Origin of the sequence: Pandoraea sp. NPDC087047, assembly GCF_044745225.1 — a bacterium.
Taxonomy (GTDB): Bacteria; Pseudomonadota; Gammaproteobacteria; order Burkholderiales; family Burkholderiaceae; genus Pandoraea.
Window position 1 is genome coordinate 11,861 of the sequence record NZ_JBIUZU010000021.1, and the last position, 18,530, is coordinate 30,390.

The following is an 18,530-nucleotide window of genomic DNA, read 5'->3' on the forward strand; positions in this document are numbered from 1 at the left end:
ATGACGTTGCCTTCAGCATCCTTGCCGGCAAAACTGACTTCCGTGCCGTCCGTGTCCTTGGCCACCGTGAGCGTGCGGGTCTCGGCATCCTGCTGCACCAGACTGGTCGCACTTTTGCCGACCTGTTCGTTAATGCTCTCGTAGTGCCGGGTGAGCCGGTTATCGACCTCGGTGACACGACCGCCGACATCGGTGACGAGCTTATCAACGTAGTTGACATGGCTATCGACAAAGTCAATGCGGGTATCCACGCGCGTAATCGCCTCGCCAACGTTATCGACGGGGAGGCCTGCGACGGCATACGCCGGCGCCGTGATCTTGCCGTCGGCGTCCACGGCCGCACCGCCGCCCAGCGCACTTGCCGCGCTTTGCGCCGTCGCGTGAAGTTGCCCGCCGTTGATCGCATCGACGCTGGAAGCGCTGACAATCCCCGGGGCGACATGCGTCAGCTTGCGGTCGATGGAGCTACCTTCACGGTTTTTACCGGCAAAGTCGACTTCCGTGCCGTCCGTGTCCTTGCCCACGGTGATGAGGCGAGTGTCGGCCTCCTGCTGCACGAGGCCGATAACGCCCTGACCTATTCGTTCATTCATGCCCTCGTACTGTCGAGTCAGCCGGCCATCGAAGTCGCTGACGCGATTATCCACCTGCGTAATCGCCTCGCCGACGTTATTGAGGGTCGCACCGGAGACAACATACGCCGGTGCGGTGATCTTGCCGTCCTCACCCACGCTCGCGCCGCCACCGAGCGCTGACGCCGTGGCGGCGGCATTGCTGTCCACCACCCCCTTTACCCCCTTGACCTGACTGACGTTGACCGCATCGGTATCCGCCGTACCTGCGGCTACGTTGACGATCTGCCGCTCCTCATCCACCTTGCCAATCGACACCGCCCCCCGTTTCGTACTGACGGTGCTCTCGGCGCCATAGGCCAGCGGGTTTGCCGTGCCCGTAATGAGGTCGCGGTCGGCGACAGAGGACCGGCCCAGCGCGACGGCGTCCTTGGCTCCGGCAACGCTTTGCGCCCCCATCGCCATCGCGCCTTCGGCGTTGGCGTCGGCCAACCAGCCGAAGCTGCTCGCATCGAGAGCGCTGGCTGTCGAATTCAGCCCCATGCTGATCGCGCGAAAGGCTCGGGCTTTTGCGCCGAAACCGATCGCGAGGGCGTGGTGAGAACCGGAAGGCCCCTGGGAGTTTGCAATGGCGTTCTGGCCGATGGCAATGTCGCCCTCCTTTGCGGCAACGGGGGCGTCATATTTGTTCGCGATATTGATTTTGACGCCCTTAGCGGCGCTGCTGACGGCGGTTTCCACGTTGGCAAGCGCCTCAGCGACATTGTTAGCCGTTCGTCCACCAACTTGATACGCCGGCGCCGTGATCTTGCCATCCGCACCCACGCTCGCGCCGCCACCGAGCGCTGACGCCGTGGCAGCGGCATTGCTGTCGACCACCACTTTTACGTTCTTGACCTGACTGACGTTGACGGCGTCAGAATCCTGCGTGCCGGCGGCTACGTTGGTGATCTGGCGGCGGAGTACATTCGAGGAGTCGCCATTGACGGGCCCGCCGCCGACCGATACCTCTCCCCCACTTGTGCTGACGTTGTTGCCAGCGCCATAGGCCAGCGGGTTGGCGACATCCGAGATGGCATCGCGATCGGCCAACGAATTCACGCCAAGAGCGACGGAATTGTAGGCGCTAGCGTGGCTGTTCCCGCCGATTGCTACGGCGCCGCCGCCGTTCGACGAGCCCAGGACCATTGAACGCGTTACGCTAGTTTTTGCACCGTGGCCAATCGCGATGGAAGGGTTACTGCCAATAAGACCGGAGTTCGCATTGGCGTTCAGACCGATCGCGATATCCCCATGCGTTACGGCTTGTGCGGGAGCACTTTTGAAGTCCAATGAGGGGTTGCGGCTTATATTGATGACCCTATCTCCCGACTCCGCCATGACTGGAGACGGCAGCAACACGCCCACAGCAAGCAGACTCGAAGCCAGTCTTGTCAGTATTGGATACCCGCAATTCTTATTCAGGCGTTTGCGACGCATTTTTGCTGACACCGCGCCAACACCAGCCCCACGACTCCGACTTTCTCGAGATGCTCTGTTCATGTTAGCTCCGCAATTATTCTTAATAAAATTAAGTACACCTAACTTAATAAAAAAAACTAATGGGAGCGATCACAAACTCATGAGCCGTTGCCTGACAGCACAGCAAAAACCTGCATCCGATTCAATCGGAATATGGCAAGCGAGTCGTAAAAAAGAATGAATATGTTGTGATGAAAGATGCGCACCCCACGACTTCATTCTATGAATTGCTTTGGATTATTAATTAGGCAAGCGCCTATTTCGACACCATAGGCACATCCGGCTATAGCGATAGTCGGGCGACGCCCCCCCATTGAACAGACTTCGACCCGGCGTCGATCGGGTTCATCAGAGCGACGAACCCTATTGAGTTGGCGGCTTGCCGAAGATATTTGCGCGGATCGATGGCTTTGCATCACGACACGATCCGACGAGGCGTCATGCGCAAATTTCCACGGGAGAGACCATGCGTTGTATCGGCTTGAACGCCTCAAATGGGAGATCCCCCACCTCACGTCGCCTTTCTTGCCCGCCTACCTGGCCGGCGCAGCGCGCGTACCGTCCCCGCTTTATCGGACAAGTACCAAGGCAATCTACGGTCGCGACCTGATGGGTTTGGGCAATGTACCGCGTCATCATCGACGCTCGGTTTTTGCACAACGCAGAGCCCTCCGGCCCCATCCCATGGCTCACGCGAGCCGATTAACGATCAGAGAGGAATTTGATGCACGAATGCCCGATCCCCCATGCCGTTTTGGCCGACGAGGACGCCGTGGAAATGCTGCGGGTCTGGACCGCAGAAAAAACGATGTACTGCTCGATGAAGGTCGGGATGTATCAGGAGACCCGCAAGATCTCGGAAGAGGCGGTCTGGGGCATCATCCTCGCGGACATCGCCCGGCAAGTATCAGACGCCCTGCAACAAGCCTATCCTCGCTCCGAAGCCGATTCGCTGGCCATGGTGCGGGATCACTTTCTGAACGAACTGAGCGCACCGTCCTTGTTGTCCAGTGACGATGCGTCCCGGCAACCTCACTGAAGACCCGCTCCCCAATGACAACCGTCGTCACGAATGTCACTAATTCGCAGGAGGTGGAGGTGTCACCGCCGCTTGCGCCTGCGCGCCGCCGCCGTCGGTGGCCATCTGTTCGCGATCGGTCAACTGCGCGAAGATCCACGACGAGCAGCACGTAATCAGGCCCACACACGCGAACGTCGCGCGAAATGCGGGCAGCGCCCCCGCGCCGGCGCTTTCGCCGAACGCACCGGTAAACGTCACCAGCAACGCCCCGCCGACCGTCAGGCCGAAGCTCATCGCCAGCATCTGCACGAGAGAAAACAGGCTGTTGCCCCCGCTCGCGTCGTCCGGATTCAGATCCTTGAGCGTGAGCGTATTCATCGCCGTAAATTGAATCGAGTTGATGCCGCCGAGAATGCCAAGCTGAACGATCAGCAACGGCACCGGATAGTTCGGCGTCACGAGCGCGAAGCTCGCCATTACCGCGCCGGCGAGAATCGTGTTCCAGACGAGTACCGGCCGATAGCCGTAACGAATGACCAGACGCGTCGCCAAACTCTTCGCGAAAATGCCTGTGATGGTGATCGGCAGCATCAGCAGCCCCGCTTCGAACGCGGAATAACCGAGGCTGACCTGCAACAGCAGCGGCACGAGATACGGCACCGCCGCGATACCGATTCGCGCAAAAAGATTGCCCAGCAGCCCGACGCTGAACGTATGCACGCGGAACATCGCCAGCGAGAACAGCGGCTGCGGTGTTCGGTTCGCGTAGAGGCCGTAGGCGACGAAGCCCGCGAATCCCACCACGAGCAGCACCAGCATCAGCGCATGCGCCCCCGCGATATCGGCATGGCGATCGAGCGCCAGCGACGTCGCCACCATGCCCACCGAGAGCAGCAGATACCCTTTGACGTCGAACGACGTCTGATGCGGCGCGCGCGCATTGGCGAGGAAGAAGTGCGCCGCGATACATCCGATCAGGCCCACAGGCAAATTGATCAGAAACACCCAATGCCACGACGCCACCTTCACGAGCCAGCCGCCCAGCGTCGGGCCGATCAGTGGCCCGATCATGCCCGGCACCGCCACGAACGCCAACGCCTGCAAATACTGTTCGCGCGGGAATGTGCGCAACACCGCCAGACGGCCCACCGGCAACAGCATCGCACCGCCGAAGCCCTGCACCACGCGCCATGCCACCAGCGCGTCGAGCGTGCTGGAATAGGCGCACATCGCGGAGCCGATGGAGAAGATCGTCAGCGCACTCGAAAAAACGACACGCGTGCCCAGCCGATCCGCCAGCCACCCCGACAACGGGATCGTCACGGCCATCGTCAGCGCATAGGCGATCACGACGGCTTGCATGTGCAGGGGAGATTGACCGAGATCGCGCGCCATGGCCGGCAGCGCCGTATTGACGATTGTCGAGTCCAGCGTCTGCATGAAGAAGCCGACGGAGACCACGAGAAGCATCGCTTTTTGCCGCCAGGCGGCCGGATTGGGTGATGTCATGTCGATGAGCAATGAGGGGGCATGAGCACAGACGTCTGGCGAGAGGACGGCACAAACAAGCGACCGGCAAACCGTCATGTAAGCCGCTCCACGCGTCGTCATTCGCGCCAGCAACAACCTGCGAAATCATACCGGCGTTGTGCGAGCGCATGTCGGAATGCGACGCCGGTGATCGATATCGAACCCTAGCCACCGCCCAAATGCACTGCGGCGCCGTCCGAAAAATCGGATGCGCCGCAGTCTTTCATCAGGGAACGTCGAGCGCGTCAGGCGCCCCAGACATCCTCACTACGCTACTCACGTCACCTAGCCCGCCAGCGACTTGCCGCTCACCGCATCGCGGACTTGCTCAAGCGCCGCCGGGTCTTCCAGCGTGATCAGATCGCCTGTCTCGCGTCCTTCGCAGATCGCCTGAATCGCACGCCGCAGCAGCTTGCCCGAGCGCGTCTTGGGCAGCATCGAGACGAAAAACACGCGCGCCGGACGCGCCACCGCGCCCAGTTGCCTGTCCACCGTCGTCATGACGTCACCCTCCAGCGCGAGACGCGCTTCGACCGTGTCCGCCAGTTCGGGCTGACGCAGCACCGCGAACGCCATCGCCACCTGCCCCTTGAGTGCGTCCTGTACGCCGATCACGGCCACTTCGGCCACCGCCGGGTGACTCGCAATGCTCTCCTCGATTTCGCGCGAACCGAGCCGATGCCCGGCTACGTTGATCACGTCGTCCGTGCGGCCAAGAATGAAGTAGTACCCGTCTTCGTCACGCACGCCCCAGTCGAAACTGGAGTACAGCATGCGCCCCGCCACCGTCTGCCAATACGTTTTGACGAAACGTTCGTCGTCGCCCCAGAGCGTGCTCAGGCACCCCGGCGGCATCGGCCCTTCGATCGCCAGCACGCCCTTCTCGTTCGGCCCGCAATCCTCGCCCGTGGCCTCGTTGACCAGCTTCACGTCGTAGCCATACACGGGTTTGCCCGGCGATCCGAGCTTGCTCGGCAGGACTTCGATGCCGCGCGCCATGCCCAGAATCGGCCAGCCCGTCTCCGTCTGCCAATAGTTGTCGACGACCGGCTTGCCGACGCCCTGCGTCAGCCAGCGTGCCGTCGGCTCGTCGAGCGGCTCGCCCGCGAGGAAAATCAGCCGCAGCGACGACAGGTCGTATTGCGTCAGATACGCAGCATCCTGCTTCTTGAGTACGCGAATCGCGGTCGGCGCAGTGAAGAGTTGCGTCACTTTGTACTTCTCGACAATGCGCCACCAGATCCCGCCATCCGGACGAATCGGCGTACCCTCGTACATCACCGTCGCAATGCCCGCGAGTAACGGGGCATACACGATGTAGCTGTGCCCGACCACCCAACCGATATCCGACGCACAGAACATCGTGTCGCCCGGCTTGGCGCAGAAGATATGCTGCATCGACGAGGCCAGCGCAACGGCATACCCCCCGGTATCGCGCTGCACCCCTTTCGGCTTGCCCGTGGTGCCCGACGTATAGAGCACGTAGGACGGCTCGCTCGACGCCATCCATTCGCACGGGATGAACGCATCGAGATGCTGCTCGCGCAACGATGCGTAATCGACGTCGCGACCTTCCACACGCACCATCGGCGCCAGTCCCCGATCGATCAGCAATACGCTCGACGGCTTGTGCTGCGCGAGCGCGATGCCCTCGTCGAGCAGCGGTTTGTAGGGCAAGACCTTGCCGTTGCGTGAGCCGGCGTCGGCCGAGACGATGACTTTCGGTCGCGCGTCGTCGATGCGGGCCGCGAGATTGACGGAGGCGAAGCCGCCGAACACCACAGAGTGAATCGCCCCGAGACGCGTACAGGCAAGCATCGCGAACAAGGCTTCGGGCACCATCGGCATATAGATCAGCACCCGCTCGCCGCGTACGACACCCAGCGATTGCAGCGACGCTGCCATGCGGTTCACTTCCGCGGCCAGTTCGTCATACGTATAGACACGCTCCTGCTCGGTCTCCGTCGACACCCAGATCAGCGCATTCTGCGTGCCACGCGACGGCAAATGACGGTCGACGGCGTTGTGGCAGATGTTGGTGCGTCCGCCAACGAACCACCGCGCAAAGGGCGGCTTGTCGTATTCGAGCACCTGGGTAAAGGGCGTCTCCCAATCGATCAGCCGGGCCTGCTCCTCCCAGAAGGCCGCGCGCGAGTCCGGGGCAATCGAACGGGCGTGAAACGACGCATACGAAGTCATGATGTCTCCTTGCATATATTGGATAGGCTCACGCAGACCCTTGTGCCGCACCCGGCAACGCCGGACAGGGGAAAGGCTTGCGTGGCGCCGGATCGGGCCGGCAGGGCCGAGGGCGCAGGGCCATCGACCGGCAATTCGCTTCGGTGCAATGAAATCGTCGGACACGGGCACCGTGTCTCGCGTTCAGTGTGCGCGTTGACGCTTACGGAAGGCTTACCGGACGGCCCCACGCATCCCCCGAACGGCTAGGGGATTACGCGGAGTCAGGCGAGATCGGGCTCGGGGGTGAGGGCGTCGAGCGAGGCGGTCGGTTCGTCGAGCAGCAACAACGGCGGACGTCCCCAAAGGGCGCGCGCGATGTTCACGCGCTGACGCTCGCCCCCCCGACAGTCCTGCGACGGACACCGTATCGGGGACTTCCGCCAACGACGTCACCCGCATGAATTCGGCGTGCACGGGGCCGTCGACGGGCGGTGCCTCCCTCGCGAAACCGCCGCAATAGGCCACGTTCTCGAACAGCGGACGATCGAACAGTCGGCAGTCCTGTGTGACGAACCCGGTCACGCGACGCATCGCACTCGCATGGTCACGGCACAGCAGTTTGCCATCGACGTGCACCTCGCCCTTGGATGGCAGCGCGAGCCCCGTCATCAGCCGCAGCAAGGTCGATTTGCCTGCCCCCGAGGGACCCGACAATCGCAACGTACTCGCCCGCCCCGCCCCGCAAGCTGACGTTTGTTACGACGGGCTGGGCGCGCCCCATCACGCAAATGCGCGTCGACAGCCAGGCCCAGCACCCACGGCGCCACGAGTCTCAGGCCGAGCATCAGGGCCGCCGCAAGCGTCGCGCCGGCGAGCCACAGCCGGTGCCGCGACGACGCCGTCTCCCGCATCCAGCGCGTGCGCAGCACGAAACACAGTGCGTTCCAACCCGCTAGCTGCGTCATGCCCCCGCCTCACTGCCCGTGCTGTCGGCACCATCCACGTGACCTGCGCCCTGCCGCCAACCGCGTACGAACATCTCCACGGCATACAAACGGCGAATCGTCGTCATCGATTCGAGATGATGATGGGCAATGCGTCCGATGGCGCGACGGCACGCGTCACGATCGATCCATCCCGACGCGGCGCAATACCCCTCCAGACAGACCTCTTCCACATGCGGCAGATTGGCCGCCACGCCCGCCCCCACGATGCCCGTCATCATGCCCTTGTCGCGTCGCCAGAGATTCGGCAGACCGCTGGCGAGATAAGCGGCGCGGCGCAACGGCAAACGATTGTGCATCGCGTTGAAGAGACGGTACGTCGGCATGGCGAACCCGGCCTCGACGACGGGCTGAGTCAAGAACGGGAATACCGTGCCATGGGCCGCAAGCGACGGGTGGACCTCGATATCGCGGAGATTGCCGAGCGTGCCGAGAATCTGTGCGCGCTTTCCGGGACGCATCCGTAGCGGCCATTGCGCGAGCCACGCCTGCGCGAGCGGCTCCGTGCAACGCGACTCACCGGCACACGCCGCGGCGGTTAGCAAGCCGTCCTGCGGCGTCGCCAGGGGATTCGCATGGCGCTGACGCAACTGGGCGAACGCCCCCTGCGCGACCCACCAGAGCGGCAGACGCTGCATCACCGCGAGGTCGCGCCAGGCGCCGAAGGCCCGGCGCCATTGGCGGTCAGAGAAGGCGTCGAGAAAGGCGCCGTCGGGCGGAGGCGCGAGGAAGATGGCGTCGCCCCCGTGACCGTTCACGAGACGATGGTCGCGATACGACGACAACCGCTCTCGCACGGCGTCGAGCTGCGCGAGCATGCACAGGTGCATGGCGGGACGCGCCAGACGGGGGATCGTGGCGGGCGGCGAAAACGCCGGGCATTCGATATCGAGACGTTCGAGCGGCATGCGCACATGTCGCGCGACACTGCTGGCATGATGCGATTCGTCGCTCGACGGCGACGCCGGATCGCGGTGATTCACGGCGGTGCAATGACCGGCGAGTCCCGATTGGGCGAGCGCCAGCGCCAGCGACGTCGACTCGACGCCGCCCGACAGCTCCAGCACGCCGGGCCGGTCCCCGAGACATCGCTCGGCAGAGCGTCGCAACAGGCCGAGCAGCCCCGTGCCGGACGTCATCTCGTGAACCTCGCTCTGCCCGCCCTCCGGCTGCCAGGACGGCCACCAGACGATGCGCGTCTTCGGCGCACCGCGCTCGGGGATCCACAGCGCATGGCCAAGCGGCAGACGCTCCACGTCGTACAACGCGCATTGCACGCTGCCGACGTCGCCATGCACGAGGAAGGATTTGAGCGCGGCGCTATCGAACGAAGGACTGGCGTCGACGAGCGCCGCCGGGTCGGCCGCGACATGCACCGCGCCGTCGCGGCAAAAGCGGTAATAGGTGGGACAGTGGCCGCACGGGTCGCACAGCACGAGCGTCGCCCCGCACCAGCGGTCGTGCACGATGATCCGGTAATGCCCCCAATATTGCTCGACGAAACGCTCCGGCGACTCCAGCGCCAGACGCACCAATTCGAGCGCCGGCTGAACTTCGCGACCGTCGTCCTTGCGAAACACGCGACCGCTCACATACCACGCGAGCAACTCGCTCTGGTCGCTCATATGCCGACGATCGCCTCCCCCCTCGGGGCAAATGCGGGCGACAGGCTGACCGTCCAGCCCGCGCAATACGACAGCGCCGGGTAGCGGCACGTGACGCTCGGCCGGTCCTGGTCTCAGGCGGGCAAGTTTCATGACAAGCTCCGTTTGCATTGGGGACGTGACATCCGGCTGGATGGCACGCGTCACGACTCAGGCGGGGGTCTCGTAGATCACGGCAAGCTGCTCGCGACGCCGCGGGTCGTCGCCAATCACGCGCCCCTGCGCTTCGGCCCACGCATGGGCGTAGAACGGCTGGCGCTGCACACCCACGACCAGTTGCAGACGCAAGCCGTCGTGCGCGCACCACATGGCCAGCGCCGCATACCACGGCAGACACGGCGTGCACTGTGGATAGACCAAGGCCGCACGATGCATTGCGGCAACGTACGGCGCGTAGTCACCCGGCAAGCCGTAACGGGTATGGCGAACCTGCTGCGCGTGGTTCACCCGGTCGATCACCCCGGCCATACGTGCTCTGCGGGTGGTGCGTTGCGCTTGCCAGAGCCAGTAGCTCGCGAGCATCACGTCGCGAGTGCGAGCACCGAAACCCAGATCGCCGGGCATGGCCAGCCAGGCATCGAAGCCGAGGCGCGGCGCCATGTCGCGCGTCGCCAGCCGGCTGTCGGGGGTGGCACGCTCGCCCGGTGCGAGAAGGCCCTCGGCATCGAACATGTCCTGCATCGCGGGCAGCATGTCGGCCGCAACCGCCGGTTCATGCCGCCATCCGATCAATCGGCGCAGCGCCTGCGAGTGTGCGTAGGAAAGATTGAAATAGCGGTCGTGAGAGAGCTTGAGTACGATCATGTGCGCGTCGATACCCGCGACGTGAACATCGGGGGCCAGATGACGGAAAACCGGCGCGTCCGCCCACGCGCCGGTTCCGATTCGCGTCGAATCTGCCACCTCAGCCATTACTCCCGGTCACCGGCGGCAGCGTCGGGATGCAAATCGGCTTGAAGCACAGCGGCAGCACCGTGATGCCATCGACGTCGTTGCCGAGGACACCGCGCGTGGCGTGCGTGGCACCCACCGAGGCCAGCACATCGAGTTCGGTCACTTCTTTCATGATTCCCATTTCGTTATTCATTTAGGATTACTGTTTAAGTGAGTACGAACGGGATCGTCCGCGTCTTCATCATAGGAAACAAGAGCCGGTGCAGTTGTGGGAATTTTCCGAAGGAACACGTGAACCTCGTATAGGAACTTGGGGGACGTGCGCCGTCGTCGGAGCATGCAGGAGGTAGCGAGCCGTAGGGAGACAATCCGGACGCACAACGCAAAACGCCCGTGAGGGCTAACCTCACGGGCGTTTCCGGGGTGCTTCGCGTTCGTTACTGCGGCTTATTGCCGCTTAGCGCTGCGCTGTCTTGGTGACCTTCGTAGCAGGCTTGGCGGGGGCCTTGGCGACCGTCTTTGCCGGAGCCTTGGCCGGCGCCTTCGCTGCGACTTTGGCCGACGGTGCTGCCTTGCTGCTGGCGGCCGCTGCCTTGGTCGTCTTTGCCGAGCTGGCGGCCGGGCGACGGTCGACCACGCGAATCATCTTGCCGTTTTTACCACGCACCATGCGCGTGCGCGGTGCATCGTCGTCGCTCTTCGCGGCAACCACCGGCTCCGGCGCCGAGGCGGCGAGAACGCGAGAGGCGTCCTTGACTGGCACGTGCAGCACCAACAGTTGACCCGAGGTCAGCGTATCGCGACGCAGGCGGTTCCAGCTCTTGATCTGCGCCACGCTCACACCGCTGCGCGATGCCACGCCAGCTAGCGTGTCGTGCTTGCGTGCACGCACCATCACCTTGCGCGTGTCGGGCAGATCCGGCTCCAGCGCCAGCACGGCATTGCTCGCGACCGAGGCGCTGATGTCCTGGTCGATGTCGTCCGAGCGCGGCACCAGCAGCGTCGAGCCGGCCTTCAGGCGCATGCGCGGCGCAATGTTGTTGACCGAGCGGATGACGGCAGCGTCAACACCCAGCTTGCGCGCCACGTCTTCGGGACGCTCGCGCGACGCCGACGTGTACGTCGTCCAGCTGGAGAGCGGCTTGTCGTAGCTCTTCAAACGACGCTGGAACACTTCGGCGCTGTCGAACGGCAGGAGAATCTGCGTCTGCGCTGCGCCGAGAATCACCGGCTTGCGGAACGAGGGGTTGAGTGCGCGGAATTCGTCGAGCGGCAGATCGGCCAGCTTGGCGGCAAGCGCCACGTCGATATCGCGCTTGGTGGTCACGCTGACGAAATACGGGTGATTCGGAATTTCCGGCAGCTTGACGCTGTAGATATCCGGATGCGCAATGATGTTCTTGATCGCCTGGAGCTTCGGCACGTAATACCGTGTCTCGGTCGGCATCTTCAGGCTCAGGTAATCGGTCGGCAGACCCTGCGCCTGATTGCGGTCGATGGCGCGCTGCACGTTGCCTTCGCCCCAGTTATACGCGGCGAGGGCCAGATGCCAGTCGCCGAACATCGCGTAGAGCTTCGAGAGGTAATCGAGCGCGGCGGTCGTCGAGGCGAGCACATCGCGGCGCTCGTCCTGGAACATGTTCTGCTTGAGGTTGTAGGTCTTGCCCGTGCTGGGGATGAACTGCCACATGCCGGCCGCCTTGGCTGTCGAGAGCGCCTGCGGGTTATAAGCACTTTCCACGAACGGCAGCAATGCGAGCTCCGTCGGCATATGACGGCGCTCGAGTTCTTCGACAATGTGGAACAGGTATTTCTCGGAACGCTGGATCATGCGCTCGACATACTCGGGGCGCTGCGCGTACCACTGCGTGCGGTCCTGCGCGAGATCGGTGTCGAGATCGGGAATGGCGAAACCGTGACGAATACGTGACCAGAGATCGGCGTCGTCGCTGCCGTAGGCCAGATCGTTGATCGAATCGTTATCGAGGTCGATCGGTTGGTCGCTGGAGACCCGTTGCTTGCCTTTGGCGGTCGAGGCGACAGGCGTCTTGTTCTGCGCATCGGGCGTGGAATTCGATGCACCTGTGGTCGGCGCTGTGCTGGCACACGCTGCCAGAAGCAGCGTCAGGAGCAAGCTAACGATAAGTCGCATTGATCGGGCTCGATTTGGGTTGCATCTTCATGAAATTGGCAAGAATGGTAAGGAAACCCTTCAGATGCGTCAACCTTTCTGCCTAATTTTTTTGCAAAATTTACGCCCAAAAGCCCCAAAAATAAGGGATATCCCTTAGATCGATTTCATGAAGTGTGGCCGAAGCGAGACGCAATTTTGATGCGCTTTGTGACGCCTCTCGCCCGTGCCATGCCGTCGCCATGACATTGAAACGTCAGATTCGGGGCGATTCGTCAGGGCGGAGCAGGCAGCGATGCATCTGTCAACGTCTGTACTGAGACAGAGATCATGACGCGTCGCGCTGTTGACAGCCGCCGTGGACAACATTAAGCGCCCACGGCCGGCCCGGGGGCTAGCGGAAGGTATCTTTCCAGCCGCGCACGGTGGCGAAAACGGCTTCGCGGGAAAGCGAAGCGCGCCCCGCGTGTTCCTCGGCGGACGCGATCACCGGCGGGGCGTCGCTGCGCAGGAAGGGATTGGTCACGCGCTCCTGGGCGAGCGTCGTGGGCAAGGTGGGACGGCCGGCGGCACGCAGCGCGGTCGCCTCCCGATGCCAGGCGTTGAGCGCCACGTTGTCCGGGTCTACGGCGAGCGCGAAGCGGATGTTCGAGAGCGTGTATTCGTGGGTGCAGTGCACCAGCGTGGCGGGCGGCAGCGCGGCGAGTGCGTCGAGCGACGCGAGCATCTGCGCAGGCGTGCCTTCGAACAAACGCCCGCAGCCGCAGGAGAACAGCGTGTCGCCGCAGAACAGACGCGGTGCGCCTGCTGCCCCGGCACCGAGGAAGTAGGCGATGTGACCGGCGGTGTGGCCGGGCACGTCGATCACCTGAAGCACCATCTCGGGCGCCGCGATGTGAACCGTCTCGCCACCGTTGTGCGGATGATCGACGCACGCGATCGCTTCGTGCGCCGGGCCGTGCACCGGAACGTCGAAACGTTCTAGCAAGGTACCGACACCACCGATGTGATCGGCATGCTTGTGGGTGATGAGAATGGCGCGCAGCGTGAGGCCGCGCGCATCGAGGTAGGCGAGCACCGGGGCGGCCTCGCCCGGGTCGACCGCCACGGCATCTTTGCCGTTATCGATGACCCAGACATAATTGTCCTGGAACGCGGGGACGGGAAAAACGGTCAGTGTTCCGGCCGACTTATCACTCGCCGCATCTGCGTGCGCATCCATATATACTCGCCACCATGTCAGAACGTCCGATTATAGACTGGCCCGTCTGGCTCGTCTCACCGCCAGGCCGCTACGCGCTCGCATGGGAACAGGCCCTCTTCGACCAATGGGTCGGGGATCTGTTCGGCTATCACGCGTTGCAGCTGGGTCGTCCCGAGCTCGATACGCTGCGTGAAAACCGCATGCCCTACCGCGGCCTCATTCTTCCCGCTGCGCGGGGCGTCGACGCCCCGCCGCTCATGACCAAGGCCGCCAGCGTGACCGGTATCGCCAGCACCACCAGCGATGTGACAGGTGGCACGCCGTCGGGCAACGCGGTGGCTGCCGAGAGGGTCGCCCGCGACATTCTGGTGAGCCGTTTCGACGAGTTGCCTGTCGCCACGGCGAGCACGGATCTCGTCGTCCTCCCGCATGTGCTCGAGTTTGCCGAGAACCCTCACGATATCCTGCGCGAGGTCGAGCGCATTCTCGTGCCCGAGGGGCAAGTCATCATCACCGGGTTCAACAACCTGAGCCTGTGGGGCGCCCGGGAAGAACTGGGCCGTCTCGCGGGGGCGCCGTTTCTGCCGCCCGGCGCCGATCTGATCGCATTCACGCGTCTCAAAGACTGGCTCAAGCTGCTGTCGTTCGATATCGATCGCGGCCGCTTCGGCTGCTATCGTCCGCCCCTGCGCGGGGAGCATTGGCTACAACGCTTCGAGTTCATGGAGCCGGCCGGGGACCGCTGGTGGCCGATCTTCGGCGCGCTTTATGCGGTGCGCGCGGTCAAGCGCGTGCGAGGCATGCGCTTGGTCGGCAAGGTGCGCAAGCGTATACTCGGCCTCCAGCCGGCGGCGGCACCGGTGGCGACACCGAATACCACGCATCGCCGGCTGGCCGAGGCGACCGACGCGTCCGATTGATTGTTTGAGAGATGACCTTGCCGCAAGTTGAGATCTATACCGACGGAGCCTGCAAAGGCAATCCCGGCCCCGGCGGCTGGGGCGCCCTGCTCGTCGCGGGCAAACACCGCAAGGAAATGTTCGGCGGCGAGCCCAACACCACGAACAACCGCATGGAGCTTCTCGCCGTCATTCGCGCGCTCGAAGCCCTGAATAAACCCTGCCATGTCGTGCTGCACACCGATTCGCAATATGTCCAGAAGGGCATCAGCGAGTGGATTCACGGTTGGAAGGCGCGAGGATGGAAGACGGCCGCCAAGGAGCCGGTGAAGAATGCCGATCTCTGGCAGACGCTCGACGCCGTCTCGCAGAAGCACGAGATCGACTGGCGCTGGGTGAAAGGCCATGCCGGTCACGAAGGCAACGAAGCCGCCGACCAGTTAGCCAATCGCGGCGTGGAGAGTCTGCGTCGCGGGTAGCGAGCACGCGACGAGTGGCACGTGGCGCACGCCGCGGTTCGCACCGTTGCAATGCATCATCCGCGCGTTGCGTGAGGCCTTATGGCCCACAGCGCGCCAATTCCGAAAGTACACGAGACCCCATCGAACCTCATGCGACAACTGATCCTCGATACCGAAACCACCGGCCTGAATGCCAAGACGGGTGACCGTCTGCTGGAAATCGGTTGCGTCGAACTGGTCAACCGCCGCCTGACCGGCAACAACCTGCATTTCTACATCAACCCTGAGCGCGACAGCGATCCGGGCGCACTGGCAGTGCACGGCCTGACGACCGAGTTCCTCTCCGACAAACCCAAGTTCGCCGAGATCGCCGAACAGTTGCGCGAGTACTGCCGCGGCGCGGAGATCATCATTCACAACGCGGCGTTCGACCTGGGCTTTCTCGACATGGAGTTCGGGCGCCTCGGCTGGCCGCCGTTCATGCAGCACTGCTCGAGCCTGATCGACACGCTGTTGCGGGCGCGCGAGATGTTCCCGGGCCGACGTAACTCGCTCGATGCGCTTTGCGACCGGCTCGGTGTGAACAACTCCCATCGCACGCTGCACGGCGCATTGCTCGACGCGGAGTTGCTCGCCGACGTCTATCTCGCCATGACGCGCGGTCAGGAAAGCCTGGTCATCGACGATAGCGACGACGACGAAGGCAGCGCCGGTACGCAGCGCGAAAAAATTTCGCTGCGTCAGTTCGATTTGCCGGTGATCGCAGCCGCCGCCGAGGAGATCGAGCAGCATGACGTTGTGCTCAACGGCATCGATAAAGGCATGAAGGGCACGTGCATGTGGCGCAAGGAACCCGCACCGCCGGAAGGCGAAACGTCACCGGCTGCGTGATTTCTCGCCGGATGTGACATGTCTTGCGAAAAATTCGCACGAAGGCCTTCCCAAACGAAGGAAACATCCCTATAATCGCTGTCTTTGCTGCTTGCGAGTCATCGCGAGGAACGGCGTGAAGTGATCGAAAGATATCGTCACGGCGGCAGCAAAAAAATAAAAAGAAAGGTTGCAGACTACTGCCAAAACAGTTAAAGTTCTGCTCCTGATTGCGAAACAAAACTTCAGCAATCGACACTAAGTCATTGATTTAGTTAATGATTTGGGTGGTTAGCTCAGCGGTAGAGCACTGCCTTCACACGGCAGGGGTCACAGGTTCAATCCCTGTACCACCCACCAAATTTGCGCGAACCGCGCGGAAAAAGGCCCTCAGGCAATTGCCGAGGGCCTTTTTCTTTTGTCGTCGAACCTCTGTTCAAGAGCCTTTGGTGCAAAAGCGGTGCAGTCAGAAAATGCGTCCAGACCTCAACAAGACTTTGTCTGGAGCTGCATGTGGCATCGATCTCAAAACGCGGGAACTACTGGCGAGCGTTCGTCCGGAGAAAGGACTATCCGGCGCAAAGTCGGACGTTCGACACTAAGGCCGAAGCGGAAATGTGGGCTCGTCAAGTCGAAGCCGAAATTGACCGCGGGGGTTTCGTCGACAGATCGCAAGCAAGGCGGCATGCGCTCAAGGATCTTTTCCAACGATATGCAAAAGAGGTGTCTCCTCAGAAGAAGGGAGGATCCTTGGAGATCTTGCGGCTTCGCAAGCTCGAAACCGACCCAATAGCCCAGGTCAAGATTGCAGACCTTAGCGGCCACAACATCGCTCGCTACCGGGATCGACGCCTAACCGGTACCGGGGGTGCCAAGCCTGTGTCTGGATCGACGGTGAATCGAGAGTTGACGCTCATCGGTCACGTTCTGAGCGTGGCACAAAAGGAATGGGCGATTCCGATCGAAATCAACCCCGTATCGCAAATTCGACGCCCCAAGGAAAATCGGGCTCGCTCTAGGCGTTTGCGTCCCGGCGAGGAGGAACGCCTGTTGGCAGAGCTTTCGCTGGGCTCAAGGTCTGAGAACGGGACGTTTGAGGCAGGTGGAAGTAGAAACGAATTTCTGCGCCCTATCGTAATTTTGGCGATCGAAACGGCCATGCGTCGCAGCGAAATGCTGTCTTTGCGCTGGGGAGATGTTCACCTTCCCGAACGATACGCACGCCTCCACGATTCCAAAAATGGGGAAGCGCGTGACGTTCCATTAAGCACTCGGGCGATTCAAACGCTAGAGCTTCTCTCCGCGCATGGCGTAACGCCAAACTCTGCGGTCTTCCCCATTTCCTCGGAATCCCTAAAAAAGGCATTTGTGCGCGCCTGCGAGCGAGCTCGCATCGAGGATCTTCACTTCCACGATCTTCGCCACGAGGCAACGTCACGCCTCGCCGAGCGACTAGACAATGTTCTTGAGCTCTCTGCAGTCACTGGCCATAAGACGGTACAAATGCTGAGACGCTACTACCATCCTCGGGCCGCGGACCTAGCCTTGAAGCTGGGCTAAGAACTCCATTCGATCCGGAGCGGTCGAGCCTGCTGCGCCAACAGCAGGCCCAACCTGACCACATTGACACCTACCGAAGAGGTGAAGCATGGCTAAACTCGATTTTACCGACGTCGTGATGATGCTGTGGGCAAACGTATATTGGGTCGTTCAGTCACAAGCCGCTGAGTCGGCGCAAGAAAAGGCACTGACCTACGCTCGGCAGCAACACTACCTTGAGTACCCCCAATGCGCCGCAACGCCTCAATAGGCCCACAAATACCGTGCGACACGTTGTGATACAGCACGGCAACGTTGCTCAACGTGCAGCACGTTGGTCACGAACACCAAGGCACAATCGAAAGGAGCGAGCGCAGTGCAATCCACGGATAGACCAACAACATCGCGAATCCTCGTCGTCGATCTGGAAGCAACCTGTACCGACGAAAGTAGCAGCCACGAATATGCCAATGAAATCATTGAGATCGGGGCATGTTGGTGGTCCGACTCGGAGGCTGCACCGTCTCTGCGCTTTCAGACTTTCGTGAAGCCAACCAGAAACCCCCTACTCACCTCATTCTGCAAAGAATTGACGGGGATTCGTCAAGAGGACGTAGACACCGCCCCATCGTTTTCCGGTGCGGCAAGCTTGCTTCGCAAATTCGTAACCGCGTACCAACAGCCTCACTCCTTCTGGACCAGTTGGGGCGCCTGGGATCAGCGTCAACTTGCACTGGATTGTGGGTTCTACGGCTTAGCGGATCCGATCGCCCTACCTCACGTCAACGGTAAGAGATGGTTTTCCAAGGCTCGAGGTGGAATCAAAGACGTTGGATTGCGCAAGGCATGTGAACTGGCCGGCATGGAATTTGAGGGGGCGCATCACCGCGCGCTGGACGATGCATTGAATGTAGCGAAGCTACTCTCCCTCCTGATCTCGTCTGCCTCGCCCCCGTTACTATGTTCGCACCTCGATAATCGAGGTTTTGGCCAGCCAGGCCCGGCATGATTCCCGCCCCCAGTCGTAACCATGATCCGG

The 18,530-nt window shown here is 62.2% G+C and carries 14 protein-coding genes, 1 tRNA gene and 2 pseudogenes; 7 read left to right on the forward strand and 10 right to left on the reverse strand.

Features of this window, described 5'->3' with window-relative positions; translation table 11 throughout:
* Window positions 1-2,051 (reverse strand): annotated as a pseudogene (locus ACIPHM_RS24245) (hypothetical protein); the annotation flags it as partial.
* Window positions 2,052-2,817: 766 nt separating this feature from the next.
* On the opposite strand from ACIPHM_RS24245, the gene ACIPHM_RS24250 reads away from it, so the two are divergent.
* Window positions 2,818-3,132 (forward strand): DUF5076 domain-containing protein, encoded by a 315-nt coding sequence (locus tag ACIPHM_RS24250; RefSeq protein ID WP_400334157.1) that lies wholly within the window; start codon window positions 2,818-2,820, stop codon window positions 3,130-3,132.
* A 39-nt stretch (window positions 3,133-3,171) separates the two neighbouring features.
* On the opposite strand, the gene mdtD is transcribed toward ACIPHM_RS24250, so the two are convergent.
* From mdtD to gloB, 9 genes and pseudogenes are all read right to left on the reverse strand, one after another.
* Entirely contained in the window at window positions 3,172-4,584 is a 1,413-nt protein-coding gene (gene mdtD / locus ACIPHM_RS24255) for a multidrug transporter subunit MdtD (protein ID WP_400334160.1), read from the reverse strand.
* A gap of 345 nt (window positions 4,585-4,929) precedes the next feature.
* Entirely contained in the window at window positions 4,930-6,843 is a 1,914-nt protein-coding gene (locus tag ACIPHM_RS24260) for a propionate--CoA ligase (protein ID WP_400334163.1), read from the reverse strand.
* 263 nt (window positions 6,844-7,106) lie between these two features.
* Complete coding sequence (locus ACIPHM_RS24265) at window positions 7,107-7,208, reverse strand: hypothetical protein (RefSeq protein ID WP_400334166.1); 102 nt, start codon at window positions 7,206-7,208, stop codon at window positions 7,107-7,109.
* A 70-nt stretch (window positions 7,209-7,278) separates the two neighbouring features.
* A pseudogene (locus ACIPHM_RS24270) lies at window positions 7,279-7,494 on the reverse strand (hypothetical protein); the annotation flags it as partial.
* Between the two features lie 292 nt (window positions 7,495-7,786).
* On the reverse strand, window positions 7,787-9,586 hold the full coding sequence (locus tag ACIPHM_RS24275) for an asparagine synthase-related protein (RefSeq protein WP_400334168.1): 1,800 nt from the start codon (window positions 9,584-9,586) through the stop codon (window positions 7,787-7,789).
* A gap of 57 nt (window positions 9,587-9,643) precedes the next feature.
* Window positions 9,644-10,396: a lasso peptide biosynthesis B2 protein gene (locus ACIPHM_RS24280; RefSeq protein ID WP_400334171.1), complete on the reverse strand. Its 753-nt coding sequence runs from the start codon at window positions 10,394-10,396 to the stop codon at window positions 9,644-9,646.
* 1 nt (window position 10,397) lies between these two features.
* Entirely contained in the window at window positions 10,398-10,559 is a 162-nt protein-coding gene (locus ACIPHM_RS24285; RefSeq protein ID WP_400334174.1) for a hypothetical protein, read from the reverse strand.
* Window positions 10,560-10,844: 285 nt separating this feature from the next.
* Complete coding sequence (locus ACIPHM_RS24290; RefSeq protein ID WP_400334176.1) at window positions 10,845-12,539, reverse strand: transglycosylase SLT domain-containing protein; 1,695 nt, start codon at window positions 12,537-12,539, stop codon at window positions 10,845-10,847.
* Between the two features lie 373 nt (window positions 12,540-12,912).
* Complete coding sequence (gene gloB / locus ACIPHM_RS24295) at window positions 12,913-13,740, reverse strand: hydroxyacylglutathione hydrolase (protein ID WP_400334179.1); 828 nt, start codon at window positions 13,738-13,740, stop codon at window positions 12,913-12,915.
* A 14-nt stretch (window positions 13,741-13,754) separates the two neighbouring features.
* On the opposite strand from gloB, the gene ACIPHM_RS24300 reads away from it, so the two are divergent.
* From ACIPHM_RS24300 to ACIPHM_RS24325, 6 genes are all read left to right on the forward strand, one after another.
* Entirely contained in the window at window positions 13,755-14,642 is an 888-nt protein-coding gene (locus ACIPHM_RS24300; protein ID WP_400334181.1) for a class I SAM-dependent methyltransferase, read from the forward strand.
* Between the two features lie 11 nt (window positions 14,643-14,653).
* On the forward strand, window positions 14,654-15,100 hold the full coding sequence (gene rnhA, locus ACIPHM_RS24305; protein WP_309391822.1) for a ribonuclease HI: 447 nt from the start codon (window positions 14,654-14,656) through the stop codon (window positions 15,098-15,100).
* A 132-nt stretch (window positions 15,101-15,232) separates the two neighbouring features.
* Window positions 15,233-15,973 carry a DNA polymerase III subunit epsilon gene (gene dnaQ / locus ACIPHM_RS24310; RefSeq protein ID WP_400334184.1) on the forward strand — a complete coding sequence of 247 codons (741 nt, stop codon included), beginning with the start codon at window positions 15,233-15,235 and terminating at the stop codon, window positions 15,971-15,973.
* 264 nt (window positions 15,974-16,237) lie between these two features.
* A tRNA-Val gene (locus ACIPHM_RS24315) sits at window positions 16,238-16,312 on the forward strand.
* Between the two features lie 153 nt (window positions 16,313-16,465).
* Window positions 16,466-17,512 (forward strand): site-specific integrase, encoded by a 1,047-nt coding sequence (locus ACIPHM_RS24320; protein ID WP_400334187.1) that lies wholly within the window; start codon window positions 16,466-16,468, stop codon window positions 17,510-17,512.
* A 355-nt stretch (window positions 17,513-17,867) separates the two neighbouring features.
* Complete coding sequence (locus ACIPHM_RS24325; protein ID WP_400334189.1) at window positions 17,868-18,500, forward strand: exonuclease domain-containing protein; 633 nt, start codon at window positions 17,868-17,870, stop codon at window positions 18,498-18,500.
* Window positions 18,501-18,530 lie beyond the last annotated feature (30 nt).